Origin of the sequence: Aureimonas sp. AU12, from assembly GCF_001463705.1 — a bacterium.
In the GTDB taxonomy this organism is placed as follows: domain Bacteria; phylum Pseudomonadota; class Alphaproteobacteria; order Rhizobiales; family Rhizobiaceae; genus Aureimonas.
Map to the genome: position 1 here is coordinate 153,355 of NZ_BBWH01000031.1, position 15,760 is coordinate 169,114.

General features: G+C 69.5%; 13 protein-coding genes and 1 tRNA gene. 6 read left to right on the forward strand and 8 right to left on the reverse strand.

The window, feature by feature from the left end; translation table 11 throughout:
• The first annotated feature begins 208 nt into the window (after positions 1–208).
• A complete protein-coding gene (locus AUL33_RS13665) occupies positions 209–1,558 on the forward strand; it encodes an HD-GYP domain-containing protein (protein ID WP_244492239.1) in 1,350 nt (449 codons plus the stop codon).
• 4 nt (positions 1,559–1,562) lie between these two features.
• Here AUL33_RS13665 and AUL33_RS13670 read toward each other — a convergent pair whose 3' ends face one another.
• Entirely contained in the window at positions 1,563–2,453 is an 891-nt protein-coding gene (locus AUL33_RS13670) for an MBL fold metallo-hydrolase (RefSeq protein ID WP_062208963.1), read from the reverse strand.
• 129 nt (positions 2,454–2,582) lie between these two features.
• Here AUL33_RS13670 and AUL33_RS13675 point away from each other — a divergent pair, with 129 nt between their 5' ends.
• Positions 2,583–3,752: a GNAT family N-acetyltransferase/peptidase C39 family protein gene (locus tag AUL33_RS13675; protein WP_082652591.1), complete on the forward strand. Its 1,170-nt coding sequence runs from the start codon at positions 2,583–2,585 to the stop codon at positions 3,750–3,752.
• Positions 3,753–3,907: 155 nt separating this feature from the next.
• Positions 3,908–5,362, forward strand: coding sequence for a RimK family protein (locus AUL33_RS13680; protein WP_062208966.1), 1,455 nt, complete (start codon positions 3,908–3,910; stop codon positions 5,360–5,362).
• On the opposite strand, the gene AUL33_RS13685 is transcribed toward AUL33_RS13680, so the two are convergent.
• From AUL33_RS13685 to AUL33_RS13705, 5 genes are all read right to left on the reverse strand, one after another.
• Positions 5,325–6,581: a GGDEF domain-containing protein gene (locus tag AUL33_RS13685; protein WP_062208969.1), complete on the reverse strand. Its 1,257-nt coding sequence runs from the start codon at positions 6,579–6,581 to the stop codon at positions 5,325–5,327. The two genes, AUL33_RS13680 and AUL33_RS13685, sit on opposite strands and share 38 nt — an antisense overlap.
• A gap of 128 nt (positions 6,582–6,709) precedes the next feature.
• Complete coding sequence (locus AUL33_RS13690; RefSeq protein WP_062208973.1) at positions 6,710–7,123, reverse strand: septal ring lytic transglycosylase RlpA family protein; 414 nt, start codon at positions 7,121–7,123, stop codon at positions 6,710–6,712.
• A gap of 145 nt (positions 7,124–7,268) precedes the next feature.
• Positions 7,269–8,144: an SDR family oxidoreductase gene (locus AUL33_RS13695; protein ID WP_062209080.1), complete on the reverse strand. Its 876-nt coding sequence runs from the start codon at positions 8,142–8,144 to the stop codon at positions 7,269–7,271.
• 86 nt (positions 8,145–8,230) lie between these two features.
• Positions 8,231–9,466: a tRNA epoxyqueuosine(34) reductase QueG gene (queG, locus tag AUL33_RS13700; RefSeq protein WP_082652582.1), complete on the reverse strand. Its 1,236-nt coding sequence runs from the start codon at positions 9,464–9,466 to the stop codon at positions 8,231–8,233.
• A 137-nt stretch (positions 9,467–9,603) separates the two neighbouring features.
• A complete protein-coding gene (locus tag AUL33_RS13705; RefSeq protein WP_062208977.1) occupies positions 9,604–10,296 on the reverse strand; it encodes a glutathione S-transferase family protein in 693 nt (230 codons plus the stop codon).
• A gap of 308 nt (positions 10,297–10,604) precedes the next feature.
• On the opposite strand from AUL33_RS13705, the gene AUL33_RS13710 reads away from it, so the two are divergent.
• Both AUL33_RS13710 and AUL33_RS13715 read left to right on the forward strand, forming a co-directional pair.
• Positions 10,605–11,411 (forward strand): undecaprenyl-diphosphate phosphatase, encoded by an 807-nt coding sequence (locus AUL33_RS13710; RefSeq protein ID WP_062208979.1) that lies wholly within the window; start codon positions 10,605–10,607, stop codon positions 11,409–11,411.
• A gap of 140 nt (positions 11,412–11,551) precedes the next feature.
• Positions 11,552–12,421 carry a polysaccharide deacetylase family protein gene (locus tag AUL33_RS13715; protein WP_062208982.1) on the forward strand — a complete coding sequence of 290 codons (870 nt, stop codon included), beginning with the start codon at positions 11,552–11,554 and terminating at the stop codon, positions 12,419–12,421.
• A gap of 153 nt (positions 12,422–12,574) precedes the next feature.
• Here AUL33_RS13715 and AUL33_RS13720 read toward each other — a convergent pair whose 3' ends face one another.
• Positions 12,575–13,600, reverse strand: a complete 1,026-nt coding sequence (locus AUL33_RS13720; protein WP_062208985.1) for a complex I NDUFA9 subunit family protein — start codon at positions 13,598–13,600, stop codon at positions 12,575–12,577.
• Positions 13,601–13,949: 349 nt separating this feature from the next.
• On the opposite strand from AUL33_RS13720, the gene AUL33_RS13725 reads away from it, so the two are divergent.
• Positions 13,950–14,034: transfer RNA gene (locus tag AUL33_RS13725), tRNA-Leu, on the forward strand.
• A 236-nt stretch (positions 14,035–14,270) separates the two neighbouring features.
• On the opposite strand, the gene AUL33_RS13730 is transcribed toward AUL33_RS13725, so the two are convergent.
• Positions 14,271–15,653 carry a chloride channel protein gene (locus AUL33_RS13730; protein ID WP_062209082.1) on the reverse strand — a complete coding sequence of 461 codons (1,383 nt, stop codon included), beginning with the start codon at positions 15,651–15,653 and terminating at the stop codon, positions 14,271–14,273.
• Positions 15,654–15,760 lie beyond the last annotated feature (107 nt).

Here is a 15,760-nt window from a genome sequence, read left to right on the forward strand (position 1 = left end):
CGGCCGGGAGCGCGATCGGTTTGACGCGATCTTAAGGGGCTGGCCTCAAGCTCAAGGCACAAGTTCGAACCTTTTCGGCGACATGAACGCGAACGCCTTTCCCCTCGATGGTCCTCAGACGCCGGTACCGGCCGCGCTGCCGCTCACCCCTCCGGACGAGGGCGTGCGGCTCTGCGACATCATCGAGGCGCTGAGCCACGCGCTCGACATGACCGAGGGCCAGCCGCCCGGTCATTGCCTGCGCTCGGCCTTCATCGGCACGCGGATCGGCGCCGAGATCGGACTCGGCCCGGCGGCGCTGCGCGATCTCCACTACATGCTGCTTCTGAAGGATCTCGGCTGCTCGTCCAACGCGGCGCGGCTCTGCCAGCTTTACCTAACCGACGATCGGCGCTTTAAGCACGCCTTCAAGCAGATCGACGACGGCCTGCCGCAGGTGCTGCGCTTCGTGATCGGCCAGACCGGGCTGAAGTCGGGCCTGGCCGAGCGCTTCCGCGCCATCGTCAACATCATGCAGAACGGCGGCGAGATCGCGCAGGAGCTGATCGAGACCCGCTGCGGGCGCGGCGCCACCATCGCACGCCGCCTGCGCTTTTCCGACGCCGTCGCCGACGGCGTCGCCTCGCTCGACGAGCACTGGAACGGCGGCGGCAAGCCCAACCAGCTCGTCGGAGCGGCGATTCCGCTCTTTTCGCGCATCGCGCTCCTGGCGCAGGTGGTCGACGTCTTCCACCATGGCGGGAGCGCCGAGGGCGCGCTGCGCGAGGCCCGCAAGCGCGCGGGGCGCTGGTTCGATCCCGCGCTCGTCACAGCGCTCGAGGGCGTCGGCGAGGATCCCGCCTTCTGGGCGACGCTGCGCGGCCCGGAGGAGGTCCTGCGCCATCGCTTCGACGAAACCGATGCCGGGATCGACGAAGACTATCTCGACGATATCGCCGAAGCCTTCGCCGAGATCGTCGATTCCAAGAGCCCCTACACGTCCGGCCACTGCAAGCGCGTCGCGCTCGTCACCGACCTTATCGCCGAAAGCCTCGGGCTCACCGACGAGAAGCGGCGCTGGATGAAGCGTGCGGCCCTCCTCCACGATATCGGCAAGCTCGGTGTCTCCAACACGATCCTCGACAAGCCCGGCAAGCTCGACGAGGAGGAATGGGCGCAGATGCGGCTTCACTCCGCCCACAGCCGCACCATTCTCGGCCGCATCCCGGCTTTCGCCGACATCGCGGCGGTCGGCGGCTCGCACCACGAGCGTCTCGACGGCGAGGGCTACCCAGAAGGCTTGAAGGGCGACGAAATCTCGTTCGAGACGCGCATCGTCACCGTCGCCGACATCTTCGACGCCCTCACCGCCGATCGGCCCTACCGCGCGGCGATGCCCGTCAGCCAAGCGCTCGCCATCATGGACCGCGACGTCGGCTCGGCGATCGATGCGACCTGCCTCGACGCGCTGAAGCGGGCGCTGGAGCGCATCGCGCCCGCGCTCGTGCCGGCGGCCCCGCCGGTCGCGCCGCTCGTCCATCTGGCGCCGCACATCACGCCGCTCGCCGTCCCCGCCTGACGCGTCAGACGGATGGGCGCCCGCCTGCCGCCCGATGGGCCGCAACGGTGGCGGCGAGATTGCGGGCGTGGACGCCGCGATAGAAGGTCCGCATCTCGGCCGTCATCGCCCGGCAGGCGGGCACCAGATCCTCGAAGCGCAGACCCGGTCGCACCGCCAGATCGCTCTCGTCGTTGCTGTCCTCGATGCCGGCACCCGCCACCCGCGCCGCCAGGGCATCGAAATAGGCGAGGTTTCGGGCGGCGAGACCGGGATCGCTGGTGCCGCCGTGGGCCGGCAGCAGGATGGCAGCCTTCAGATCGGCGATGCGTTGGAGCGAGACGCAGAGCGCCCGAAGGTCGCCCAGTGCCGTGCTCCAGACCTCCGGGATCGGATCCTCCACCGCATCGACGCCGAGGCAGGTCCGGATCTCCGGGATCCAGACCGCGAGATGATCGGGCGTATGGCCGGGCGTGTGCAGGAGGTGAAGCGTCAGGTCGCCGCCCTCCAGCCGCATCGCGCCCGCGAAGCCGATCGTCGGCGCGACGAGTTCGATGCCGGCAAAGCGCGCCTCCCGGGCCGCCATGTCGCGCAGCGTTGCCGCGGTTTCCGGCTGGTGGAAGCGATCCAGTGCTGCCGTCTGCGCGATGATCACGGTCCCGGGCGGCAGCGCGGCGTTTCCCCAGAAGTGATCCCAGTCCATGTGGCTGTTGACCACGAGAAGCGGGCGCCCCGCGCGCTCGGCCGCCACGAGATCCAGCGCCTGTCGGCAGAGGTCGGGCGTGCTCAGCGTGTCGACGAGAACGCAGAAGCGCTCCGTTCGCACGAACACCGCATCGACCTCGTCGCCCGCGCGCAGGACCACCACCCGCTCGTCGAGCCCGCGATGCGTCACCCGTTCCACCCGCTCGTTCATCTTGCCCGGCTTTCCATCCCCTGCGCATCGCCTCTCGCGGCGCGGCGGGATGGAGACTATATGGAAACCGACGGCCCCGGTGCCCTGTGGGCAACGCGACGGCCCGGCTCCGGTCTGCAAGCGTCCTCCATGCCAGCGACATCCCCCGGCTTCACCGCCCCGCTCACCTCCACCCGTTCCGCGACCGCACCGCCGCCGCCGGCGATCCGTCCGGCGACGCTCGACGACGTCGATGCGCTGGTCGCTCTGGAATGCGCTTCCTTCGACGCCGACCGAATCTCGCGGCGTTCGTTCCGCAATCTCCTTCAGTCGCGCTCGGCGCTCGTCCTCGTGGCGGCGAACGCAGAGGGCGCCCTCGCCGGCTATTGCGCCATCCTGTTTCGCGCCGGCACGGCGCTCGCCCGGCTCTATTCGATTGCGGTTTCACGTGAAACCGCGGGCCGCGGGTTGGGCCGCGCGCTGCTGCGCCGGGCCGAGCGCGAGGCCTTCGAGCGCGACCGGATCGGCCTGCGTCTCGAAGTGCGCGAGGACAATGCCCGCGCCATCCAGCTCTACGAGAGCGAGCAGTACCGGCCGATCGGCCGCTATCTCGACTATTACGCCGATCACACGACCGCCATCCGCTTCGAGAAGACGCTGCGCGGCGAGCATCCGCTCGACACCGGCGTGCCCTATTACGAGCAGACCACCGACTTTACCTGCGGCGCCTGCTGCCTGATGATGGCGCTGGCGCGCGACGGGAGCGGCATCGCCATGAGCCCGGTGCTGGAGCTGCGGCTCTGGCGCCAGGCCACCACGATCTTCATGATGTCGGGGCCGGGCGGCTGCGAGCCCTACGGCCTTGCCGTCACCGCGCACGAGATGGGCCTCGATGCCGAGATCCACGTTTCCGAGCCCGGCGACCTCTTCCTCGACGGGGTGCGCAATCCCGAGAAGCAGCGCATCATGGCGCTGGCGCAGGAGGATTTTCGCACCCGCGCCGTGGCCTACGAGATCCCCGTGGCGATCCAGCCGTTCACGATCGAGGATCTGCGCGCCGCCGTCGCCGCGGGCAAGACCGCCATGGTGCTGATCTCCGGCTATCGCATGTTCGGCCAGAAGGTGCCGCACTGGGTGCTGGTGCACGGCGACGACGGACGCCATCTCGTGATCCACGACCCCTGGGTCGCCGACGAGCGAGGCGAGTCGATGTCGGATGCCGCCAACCTGCCCATCCCCTACGCCGCCTTCGCCGCCATCGCCCGCTTCGGCAAGGTCGGCCTCAAGGCCGCCGTATTCCTCGAACGACGTGCCGGCTGATCACCGCTCGCCGCCCTCGATGGGCCCGGCGGCGGTGTCGCGCGCGCCCGTCCCTTCACCCGTCCCCCGTCGTCCCCCGTCCGCATCCCGGCTGCCGCGCTTCCGGACCCGTCCGTTCCGAGGCGCGAACAGGCCCTTCGAAAGTCCGCGCCCCCATGTCTCAATGGGTCATCCTCGTCGGCCGTCTCTCCGATCTCGACAACGCCTCGACGCCGCACAAGATCATGACGAGCCGGGACTATCTCGCCCGGCCCGCGCTTTTCGGGGGGCAGCGCCCCAAGATCATCAATCTCTGCCGCAACACCGCCTACCAGAGCCGGGGCTACTACGCCTCGCTGCTCGCCGGCGCGCGTGGCCATCGCGTCATCCCCTCGGTGGAGACGATGATCGATCTCTCCGAGCGCAAGCTCTACGAGAACGCCCTGCCCGAGCTGGAGGCCGCGCTCGCCAAGGCCTATGACCGCCATCCCCTGCCGGACGGCCCGATCCACGTGCATTTCGGCTTGGCCCCCGAGCCCCGGCTCGACCGCTTCGCCAAGCTGCTCTTCGACTGGTTCCGCGCGCCGGCGCTGGAGGTGACGCTGGAAATGCGCGACGGCGTGCGCATCAAGCGCATCGGCTTCCTGTCGATCGGCAAGATGATCGAGGCCGAGAAGCGCCGCTTCCTCGCGGCGCTGGAGCGCTACACGGCGCGCGAATGGCGCGACGCCCGCTCCAAGACGCCGGCGAAATACTCCTTCGCCACGCTGTTCGACCCCAAGGAGGAGCTGCCGCCCTCCTCCGTCGAGACGCTGCGGCACTGGTCGCGCATCGCCGCGCGCATAGGCGTCGAGGTCGAGCCGATCACCCGGCGCGACCTGCCGCGCCTCGCCAATTTCGACGCGCTCTTCATCCGCGAGACCACCTCGCTCTCCAACCACACCTATCGCTTCGCCCGGCGCGCCGTGCAGGAGGGCATGCCCGTCATCGACGATCCCGTGTCGATGATCCGCTGCACCAACAAGGTCTATCTGAACGAGCTGATGGCGGCGAACGGCGTCGCCGTGCCGCGCTCGGTGATGATCGGGGGCAAGGAGGATCTGGCGAAGGCGGCCGACGAGCTGGGCTTCCCGATGGTGCTGAAGATCCCCGACGGGTCGTTCTCGCGCGGGGTGAAGAAGCTGGAGACGATGGCCGCCCTGCAGGCGCTGGCCGGCGAATGGCTGGAGGATTCCGACCTCCTCATCGCCCAGGAATACATGCCGACGCGCTTCGACTGGCGGGTCGGCATCCTCGGCGGCAAGCCGCTCTTCGCGGTCCAGTACCACATGGCCAAGGCGCACTGGCAGATCATCAACCACGACGCCGGCGGGCGCCCGATGGAGGGCGGCTTCACCGCCTTCGCACTCGCCGACGCGCCGGCCCACGTCCTCGACCTCGGCCTTCGCGGCGCCCGCTGCATCGGCGACGGGCTCTACGGCGTCGACCTGAAGGAGACCGACCGCGGCGTCTTTCTCATCGAGGTCAACGACAACCCCAATCTCGAACACGGCGTCGAGGACGCCGCCGAGAAGGACGAGGTCTGGACCCGCCTCACCCGCTGGTTCGTCGATCGGCTGGAACGGGCCTGAACGCGTCGGCCGGGGCGGCGCCCGCTTCGTCTCGCCGGGCGCCCAGCGCGCGCAGCGCATCGACGGCCTCGCGCGCGGCCTCGTCCGCCCTCAGGCCCTCGATTGTCTCGACGCGGTCGCGCCCGCTCCGCTTGGCGCCGTAGAGCGCCTTGTCGGCAAGGCGCACGAGGTCGTCGCGCGAGCGCAGCGCCTCGCCGGCGCTGGCCAGGCCGATGCTCACCGTCAGTGGGATGCGCACGCCGCCCGCCTCGACCGTCAGATCCCGCACCGCCAGCCGCAGCGCTTCGGCGATCGGGCGCGCGGCCTCGCCGGCGCCGGGCACGAACAGCGCGAACTCCTCGCCGCCGAACCGCGCGTAGACGTCCTGCGTCCGTCTCGCCCTCTCTACCAGACCCGACACAGCCAGCAGCACCTCGTCGCCCGCGCCGTGCCCATGCGTGTCGTTGATCCGCTTGAAGCGGTCGAGATCGAGCATGAGGATGGCGTCGCCGGGCTCAAGACAGGCGGGAACGCGAGCGAAGAAGTGGCGGCGGTTGCCGACGCCGGTGAGGGCGTCCGACGAGGCTTGCTGCTTCAGCCGGGCTTCCACGCGCTCGCGCGTCAGCGACAGGACGAAGAGGGCGACCGCGAAAATCGCGAGGATCTGGACGAAGAAGGCGAGCGCCAGCGTCTCGATGGCCAGTGTCCCCGCCAGGAGGCCTGGAACCTCGAAGGCATACACGAGGCCGCTCGCCCCGAGCGTGAAGGCCAGCGGATTGCGCGACGGCAGGGGATCCCGGCGACCCCGAAGGCCGACCGTGACCGCCGAGACGAGAAGGGAGGCCGCGGCCACGCCATGAAAGACGGCGGCCCGCGCGAAGTCGACGAGGGTCCACCCGGCCAGGGACGTGACGGCGAGCAGGAGAGCGGCCACCGCCAGCCCGATCCGGCGCTGGCTGCGAAGGCCGTCGACGCGCCGCAGTCCTTCGCGTTGCAGGACGTAGGCGAGAATGCCGGCTGCCAGACTGCCGTGGGTCCAGACCGCGAGCGGCAGGCCGTAGAAGGCGCCCCAGCTGGCCAGGTTGGCGCCGATCGCCATCGAGAAGTAGGCGATCGCGAGTGTTCCCAGGCCCTGCGGCGCGTCCTCCTGTCGCCAGGCATTGACGAAGGCGGCGCCCCCCACGGCGCTGGCGGTCGTGTGGAGCAGCAGAACCGTCGTCAGATCGATCGGATGCGCCAAACCGCCATGCCTCTTGCAGCAACGGCGACGAACGCCCCGACCCCCTCGTCGTCGAGGGCCCACCTCTTCTAGGGATCAGATGTCAAGAAAGACGAAACGGCACGGCTCGCAAACTGAGCAAAGTCGGCTCAGGCGCAGCCGCCGGCCGAGGCGCCGTCGACGGGCTCGATCTGGACCTGCGTGTGGCCCGACGAGATGAAGCCGAGCTTCGAGGCGGCGCCCTTCGAAAGGTCGATCATCCGGCCCTTCACGAAGGGACCGCGATCGTTGATGCGCACCACGACCGAGCGCTGGTTGCGAAGATTGGTGACCTTGACCTTGGAGCCGAGCGGCAGGGTCTTGTGGGCGGCGGTCAGGCCCATCGGGTTCATCCGTTCGCCCGAGGCGGTGCGCGAGGTCAGCGCATACCAGGAGGCGCCTCCGCAGGTGGTCTTGATGCGCGGGGCCGCATGGGCCGGGATCATCGAGAGGGCGGAGAGGCCAACCAGCGTGGCGGCAACGAGCGTCGTCTTGTTCAAATGTCCGAACCTGTCCAGTTTCATGCGGACAGGGACCGAGCCTTTTGAAATCCTTAACGAATTTCCCTCGTGGTCCCCGCCGATCGACAGGGGCTGAGTGCGGGCGGGAAACGGCCAAAAAGCGGCGGTTCCATCACGGAATATTTAATTAGGATATGATAAGAAAGGGTTACGTGATCGTATCCCCTGCGGACCCGGGCTTGAGCGCCATCAGCCCTTCACGAAATGTCGGGAAATAAAATTCGTATCCGAGCGATTTCAAGCGCTGATTACCGACGCGTTTGTTCTCTCCGTAGAAAGAACGTGCCATCTCGGTCAGGTCCGCCGTCTCGAAATCGACCTCGGGCGGCATCGGGAAGCCGCCGAGCCGGGCGGCGTACTCCACCACGTCCTGCGGCGGCGCCGGCTCGTCGTCGGTGACGTTGAAGACCCCGCCGGTCGCCGAGCCCGCCAGCAGTGACAGCGCGCCGGCGATGTCGGCGACGTGGATCCGGTTGAACACCTGGCCGGGCTTCACCAGCCGCCGGGCGCGGCCAGCCTTCAGGTTCTCGAACGTGTTGCGACCGGGCCCGTAGATGCCAGACAGCCTCAGGATCGCCAGCGGCGTGCCGCGCTCGCCGGCGGCCTGCGTCCACGCTTCCTCGGCCGCCACGCGCTCGTGCGAGCGCTGCGAAACGGGGCGCAGTTCGGTGGTCTCGTCCACCCAGGCGCCGCCATGGTCGCCGTAGACCCCGACGGTCGAGAGATAGCCGATCCAGCGAAGCTGGGGCATCGCATGGACGATCTCGTCGCGATACTGGCGCAGCACGGGATCGCCGCGCTCGCCCGGCGCGATCGAGACGAGGAGATGCGTCGTGCGATGCAGCGCCGCATCGATCCCCGGCCCCGGCCGCTCGCCGTCGAAGACGAAGGGCTTCAGCCCGTGCGCGGCGAGGCTCGCCGCCTTCTGCGGGGTGCGCGTGGTGACGCCGGCCACCAGCCCGTGCGGTAGCGTGTCGGTGAAGGCGCGGGCCGAGAAGCCGCAGCCGAACACGAAGAGCCGCATCGGCCCCTCGCCGTGCTCGCCGTCGCCGACGGCGCGGGCCGTGTCGGCGCGGGTCGGGCGGCGGTCGTCGTTGGCGGCGGTCGGGTTCATGAGGGGGATCTCGCAGGGTCCGGGGCGCCGGGGGTATCGGTTCGTGGCACGATGCCGGGCGCGAACGGATCGTCCCCGGCATCGAGCGCCGCCCACTCGCCGCGCACCCCTTCGTCGCGTTCGCGGGGGCCCGCGTCAAGCCGCAGCGCGTGGGCGCGTGCGGGCGCGAGACGCGCGAGCGCCCAGACCGCCATCGCCCGAACGAGCGGGGCCTCGTCGGCGACGAGGTGCTCGATGAGCGGCACGAGCGCCGGCTCGCCGGAATTGCCGGCCGCCACAAGGCAGTTGGAGACGAACTTCGCCCGCCCCACCCGCTTCACCGGAGAACCCGAAAAGAGCGCGCGGAACGCGGCATCGTCGAGCGCCAGCAGCGTCTCGAGGCGCGGCGCCTTGAGATCCTCGCGGGCCCGAAGCTTGGCCTCGCGAGCGGTAACGGCGAACTTGTTCCACGGGCAAACGGCAAGGCAATCGTCGCAGCCGTAGATGCGGTTGCCCATGGCGGCGCGGAACTCGGCCGGGATCGCCCGCTTCGTCTCGATCGTCAGGTAGGAGATGCAGCGGCGCGCATCGAGCCGGTAGGGCTCGGGAAAGGCGTCGGTCGGGCAGGCGTCCTGGCAGGCGCGGCAGGAACCGCAGAGATCGCGCCCCGGCGCATCGGCCTCGAAGGCGATCGTGGTGACGATCGAGCCGAGGAAGAGCCAGGAGCCGAACTGGCGCGAGACGAGATTGGTATGCTTGCCCTGCCAGCCGAGGCCCGCCGCTTCGCCGAGGGGCTTTTCCATCAGCGGCGCGGTGTCGACGAAGACCTTGGCGTCGTGGGCGCGAGCGCCCTCGCGCGATCCGGCGCGCGCCACCACGCGCCCCGCCAGTTCCTTCAGCTTGCCCTTGACCACGTCGTGATAGTCGCGGTGCCGCGCATAGACCGAGATCGCGCCCCGGTCGCGCAAGCGCTGGATCGCCAGCGGATCGGCCTCGTCCGGCCCGTAGTTGAGGCCGAGCACCACCACGGAGCGCGCCTCGGGCCAGAGGGCGCGCACCGTGCGCCGCCGCTCGGCGGTCTCGGGAAGCCAGTCCATCGTGCCGTGATGCCCGGCCGCGATGAACCGGTCGAGCCGCTCGCCGGCCACGCCCTCGTTGCGCGCATCGGTGACGCCGAGCGCATCGAAGCCCAGACGCCGCGCATCCGCGTCGAGAAAGCGCCGGAGCGCGTCGGGGGAAAGGGTCTCGGCCATGGCCCGCCGATCCTAGAGCATTTCCGGGCGAAGCGGACACGGCTTCGTCGCCGGACCCGGCGGACGAGATCGAAACCTGGAGCCCGAGCAGGGCGGGGATCGCGGCGCGGGGATCGGCGAGCGGCCCGGCGTCAGGTTCAGAAGTCGAGTTCGGCGTAATGCGCCACCGGCGGGATGCCGCGCACGCGCTCGGTCAGGAAGGGCCGGAAGGCGGGGCGCGACTTCATTCGCATGTACCATTCCTTGGCCGCCGGCTCCTCGTCCCAGGCGACCTCGCCGAGATAGTCGAGGATCGACACCGCCGAGGCGGCCGCCAGATCGGCATAGGAGAGCTTGGGGCCCGACAGCCAGTTGCGGCTCTCGGCCAGCCAGCCGATGTAGCGCATGTGGTTCTTCAGGTTGGCGCGCGCGGCCCGGATCGCCGAGGCGTCGGGCGAGCCGCCGCCCTCGTTGGTGCGCATCTCCAGCTTGAACACGCGCTCGCGCACCAGATAGCGCGTCACCTCGCCGTCCATCTTGACGAGGAACCACTCGGTCAGCCGCCGGATCTCGGCGCGCTCGAAGGGCTTTTCGGCCAGCAGCCGTCGCTCGCGCTGGAAGGCGCCGCGCGTCTCGTCGAGATACTCGGCCACCACCATTCCGCCGACGATCGGCGGCCCGGCGCCCTCGACGAGGATCGGCAGGGTCGCCGCCGGGTTCATCGCCAGGAACTCGGGGCGCCGCTCCCAGGGACGTTCGTCCACCAGTTCCGCACGCTCGCCGTACTCGCCGAGCACCAGCCGGATGAAGCGGGAGGCGGCGGACATCGGATGGTGGTGAAGGGTGAGCATGAAGGGCAGACACTCGAACGTTCGAGGAAGGCGGGCGAAAGGCGGCCGAGGGCTGCCAGACGACGCCACCCTAGACCGGCTTGTGTTGGCGGTTCGTAAAGGATGGCTTTCGAACCTTGTGGTTGGCGAGGAGATAATCCAAACCGCCCGATGCGCAAGGCGGCTTTCGCGTTCGTATTCTCGCCGTCATGCCGCCGAAAGGTTCGAGGCCGATACTGAACGCCCGCAAGGGCCACGGCCCGGCCTCCTTGATATCAGTGATTCGCGCTCCGGCCCCTCGCCGTCGCCAGCGCCCCCAGGACGTGTTGATGGACAGCTTTCAATATCTCGATGCGATCATCCTCGGCTTCATCGAGGGACTGACCGAGTTCATCCCCGTCTCCTCAACCGGCCACATCCTGCTCGCCGGCGAGCTGCTCGGCTTCAAGACCACGGGCGACACGTTCCCCGTCCTGATCCAGCTCGGCGCGGTGCTGGCCGTGCTCTCGGTCTATTTCGGGCGGCTCTGGCATCTGGCGACCACCCTGCCCTCCTCGGCCAAGAGCCGGCGCTTCGTCGGCGGCATCCTTCTCGCCTTCCTGCCGGCAGCGGTGATCGGGGCGCTCGCCCACGACTTCATCAAGACGGTCCTCTTCGATTCGCCGATGACGATCTGCGTCGCCCTCCTCGTCGGCGGCGTCCTGCTCCTCGTCATCGACCGCCTGCCGCTGGTGCCGCGCTACAGGGATGTCGAGGACTACCCGCTGTCGCTCTGCCTGAAGATCGGCCTGTTCCAGTGCCTCGCCATGATCCCCGGCACCTCGCGCTCGGGCGCCACGATCGCCGGCGCCCTCCTCATGGGCACCGACAAGCGCTCGGCCGCCGAGTTCTCCTTCTTCCTCGCCATGCCCACCATGGCCGGCGCCTTCGCCTACGATCTCCTGAAGAACCGGGCGCTGCTGACGATGGACGACGCCACGCTCATCGCCATCGGCTTCGTCGTCTCGTTCCTCTCGGCGCTCGTCGTGGTGAAGTCGCTGCTCGGCTTCGTCTCGCGCTACGGCTTCGCGCCCTTCGCATGGTGGCGCATCGTCGTCGGCGCCATCGGCATCGGCGTCCTCCTCGCCTACCGCTGAGGTCTCGGCGGACGGGCGGGGCGGATCCTCGCCGGCCCGCCTCGTCGCCTCGCGGATCATTGGCCCGCGCGCCCCTCTCAACCCCACCTTAACCACGCTCGTTTACCACTCGGCCCATCGTTCCCTGCCGAGTGCCTCTCATGAAGCCAGCCGTTTCCCTCCTCGCCGTCAGTGCCCTCGCGCTCGGCCTCACGGCCTGCGCCGGCAACCAGGCGTCGAGCTTGGCGCTCCGGGCGCCGACAGCCACCGGCGCGGTCCCGGCGCTCGGCTTCGCGGCGACCCCATCCGCCGACGACGCCTTTCCGCTGCGCCAGTCCTTCCAGCCCGCCTTCGTCTCGCCGCTCGCCGGCCGCTCGATTCCCGTCTCGCGGCTTTCCGACATCCAGCTCGCCGACCGCGAGGTGGTGCTGACCTTCGACGACGGCCCGATGCCCGGCAAGACGCCGCGCATCCTCGCGGCGCTGAAGGCGCGCGGCGTCGGCGCCACCTTTCTGATGGTCGGCGCGATGGCCGACGCCTATCCCGAGATCGCGCAAGACGTGGCCGCACAAGGGCACACGATCGGCACGCACACGCAGAACCACAGCAATCTCGCCCGCCTCAGCGACGCGGCGGCGATGGCCGAGATCAGCGCCGGCCAGCTCAGCGTCGCTGAAGCGCTCGAGCCGATCGGCCTGAAACCCGCGCCCTTCTTCCGCTTCCCCTACCTCGCCGACCGCCCCTCGCTGCGCCAGCGCATCGCCGAACAGGGGATCGTCGCGATCGACGTCGACGTGGATTCCAAGGATTATTTCCCGAGCTCACCTTCGCTGGTGAAGGAGCGCACGCTCGCCGCCCTCGAACGGCATGGGCGCGGCATCATTCTCTTCCACGACATTCACATGCGCACCGTCGAGATGCTGCCCGACCTTCTCGCCGGCCTCGAGGCACGCGGCTTCAAGGTGGTGCGCCTCGTGCCCGCCGACGCCGCCCCGCTTCTCGCCTCCGCCACCCGCGCGCCGGCCCTGTAAGCCACTGCAGGTCCAGCGAAACGGGTCGGTCGCCTCGCGGCCGATCCGCCGCATGCCGATCGGGCGCGTCCCGCCCATGAAAAAGGGGAGAGCCATCGCCCTCCCCGTTGGATGCCCGACATGCCGCAGCGCGAGCTCAGCCGCGCCTGCGCCTCAGGCCTTGGCGACGCCGTCGTCGCCGGGCAGGCTCGAATCCTCCGCCGGGCGGTCGTCGTGGTCCTGCGGCTTGGTGAACTGGCCTTGCGGGCGAAACCGCACGAGATAGGTCGGCAGCACCGCCTCCAGCGTGCGCGGACGGATCCCGAACGCCTCGAAGGTGCGCCCCTCGGCCTTCGCCGCCTCGGACACGACATTGTCGATCTGCAGCTGCACGACCTGGTCGGGCGTCAGCGGCGCGCCCGGCATGTACTGCGCGAGATTGGCGAGCGAGGCGGCGGTGCCGAAGGGAATGGAGAGGAAGCGCTTGCGGCGTTCGATGACGCGCAGCATCTCCTCCATCATCTCGCGGAAGCTCAGCGCCTCGGGGCCACCGAGCTCGTAGACGCGCCCGCCCGCGACCTTGCCGTCCACCGCACCCGCCACCGCCAGCGCCACGTCGTTGACGAAGACCGGCTGGAACATCGTCGCGCCGCCGCCGAGCAGCGGAATGAAGGGCGACAGCCGCGCCATGTTGGCGAAGCGGTTGAAGAACTGGTCCTCGGCGCCGAAGACGATGGAGGGGCGCAGGATCACCGCCTCCGGCACGGCCGCGAGAACGCGCGCCTCGCCCTCGGCCTTCGTGCGCGCATATTCGGAGTTGGACGCAGCATCGGCGCCGATCGCCGACATCTGGACCATCGGCAGCGAGCGCTTGGCCGCCGCTTCCGCCACGAGGCCGGCGCCCTTGGCCTGCAGCACCGTGAAGTTCTGCTTGCCGGCCTCCGTCAGGATCCCGACGAGGTTGACGACGTGGTCGGACCCTTCCACCGCGCGGTCGATCGACCAGGGATAGCGAAGGTTCGCCTGCACGGCCTGGATCTGGCCGAGCGTTCCCGCGATCTGCAGGTGATAGGCGAGGTCGGGCCGGCGGCAGGCGACGCGGATGCGGTGGCCGCGCTTGGCGAGCGCATGCACGACGTAACGTCCGAGGAAGCCGGACCCTCCGAACACCGTGATCTGCTTCTTCGTGTCGACTGCCATGGGAATGCCTCGCGGCTTGAGGAACCGTGCGCCTTTGCGCGGGAAACGAGCGCGGAAGGTCTCTAGATCGTCTGGCTTTAACGGAGATCGCGCTGCGGGAAAAGCCGCTTCCCGTCGCCGTGGCGTCGGCTGCCGTCGCATTCAGAGCTCCAACGCAGACCCATCGCGAACGCTCCCGCGACCGACCGCCTCACGAGCCTTCACACCTCACCTTCTCGGCTTCCGCCCCGCTCGACGCCCCACGCTGTCGCGGACCATCCGCCACCCGCACGATTTCTCGCCCCGTCCGAAGCTTTCCTCGCGAACGCGATTGACAGCACCGCGATCGAAACTTATTGAGACCGCCAGTGCCCAGGTGGCGGAATTGGTAGACGCGCACGGTTCAGGTCCGTGTACCGCAAGGTGTGAAGGTTCGAGTCCTTTCCTGGGCACCATTCCGCAAGACAGTTGTTGAGGCCCTCGCCAGACGAGGGCTGGATCGTGAGCGGATCTGCTTCGGCAGAGGTCGGGTAATCTGCCAACCGACGTCGACGTGTTGAGTTTATTCCTTTCATTCGATCGAAGATCGCTGATGTCGGCATTGCGTCGTCTGGCGCTCGTTGGCGCGTGCGATCGGCCTTTCCGGTCGGCGTCCGGCGCTCTCTCGCGCTGAACCGCTGGCCGGCCAAGCTCATGGATTCGGGGCCCCCTCGCGGGCCCGCTCTTCAGCGCGCCGGGTGCGGATGACGTCGGCGACGAAGTTGCGCGACAGGCTGTGATAGAGCGCCTCGCCCGAGACCAGCCGTGCGGTGCCGTAGCCGAGCAGCGCTGCGAGCATGAGCGGGATGACGTTGCCCTGGTTGCCGGTCATTTCGAGGATGATGACGAAGGCCGTCATCGGCGCCTGCACGACGCCCGCGAAATAGCCGGCCATGCCGAGCGTGGCGGCGAGCCCCGTGCCGGTGCCGAGGACGAGGCCGATCGTCGAACCGAGCCCCGCTCCCACCGCGAGCGAGGGGGCGAAGATGCCGCCGGGAATGCCCGACACCATCGAGACGAGACTGGCGGCGAATTTCTCGGCGAAGAACAGCGCCGGCAGGGCCGTGCCCTCGATCGCGCCCCGCGCCTGCTCGTAGCCGGTGCCGTAGGTCGCCCCGTTGGAGACGAGGCCGATGAGCGCGACGAGGAGCCCGCAGACGCCGGCCGCGGCCACCGCGCGCCGCCGCGGCACGGCGACGGTCCATCGCTTGATCCGCCGCATCAGGCGCAGAGCGCAGGCGCTGAACGCGGCGCCGAGCGCCCCGCCGATGATGCCGCAGGCGATCACCAGCAGCCAGTCGCGCGCCGAGCCCGCCACCGCCTCGCTCTCGCCGAAATAGGTGTAGTTTCCGGTCAGGGCGAGGGAGGCGAGGCCGGCCAGGACCACCGCGGAGAGCACGAGCCCGTTGGTGCGCGCCTCGTAGGCGCGGCCCATCTCCTCGATCGCGAAGACGATGCCGGCGAGCGGCGTGTTGAAGGCCGCCGCGATGCCGGCGGCCGAGCCGGCGAGGATGAGCCCGCGCGCCTGCGCCATACCGCCGAAGCGCCCGGCGGCCAGCATGATGGCGGCCCCGACCTGGACGGTCGGTCCCTCGCGGCCGATTGAGGCGCCCGAGAGCAGCCCCAGGAGCGTCAGCAGGATCTTGCCGGCGGCGATTCGCAGCGACAGGAGGCGGCCGCGGTCGGCGGCATCTTCGAGATGGCGCGCGGCGATCGCCTGCGGGATGCCGCTGCCCTGCGCGTTCGGAAAGAACGTCACCGCGAGATAGGCCGAGAGGGCAAAGCCCGCCGGCGGCAGGAGAAGCATGGCGAGCGGGCCGAGGCCGTCGGTGGCGCGGATCGCGGCGAACGCGTGCTGCGCGGCATCGGCGAGAAACGCGAAGGCGACGCTGACGAGGCCGATGGCGAGCGCGCCCGCCCAGAACACCAGCCGCGGCCGCCAGACCTTGCGCGTCGCCCAGACCCGGCGCGAGCGCCTGAGCAGGCGGACCTTGCGCAGGCGCATGCGGGTGTCGGACGAAGCGGGCGTGATCATGCGGTCGGGTTCCAGAGGAGGGACGCCCGCGAGCTTGAAGATCCCGCGCCCCGCTGTCGAACGTTTCCTCGCTTCGACCGACGAGATCGAGACGCTTTCAGGGAACG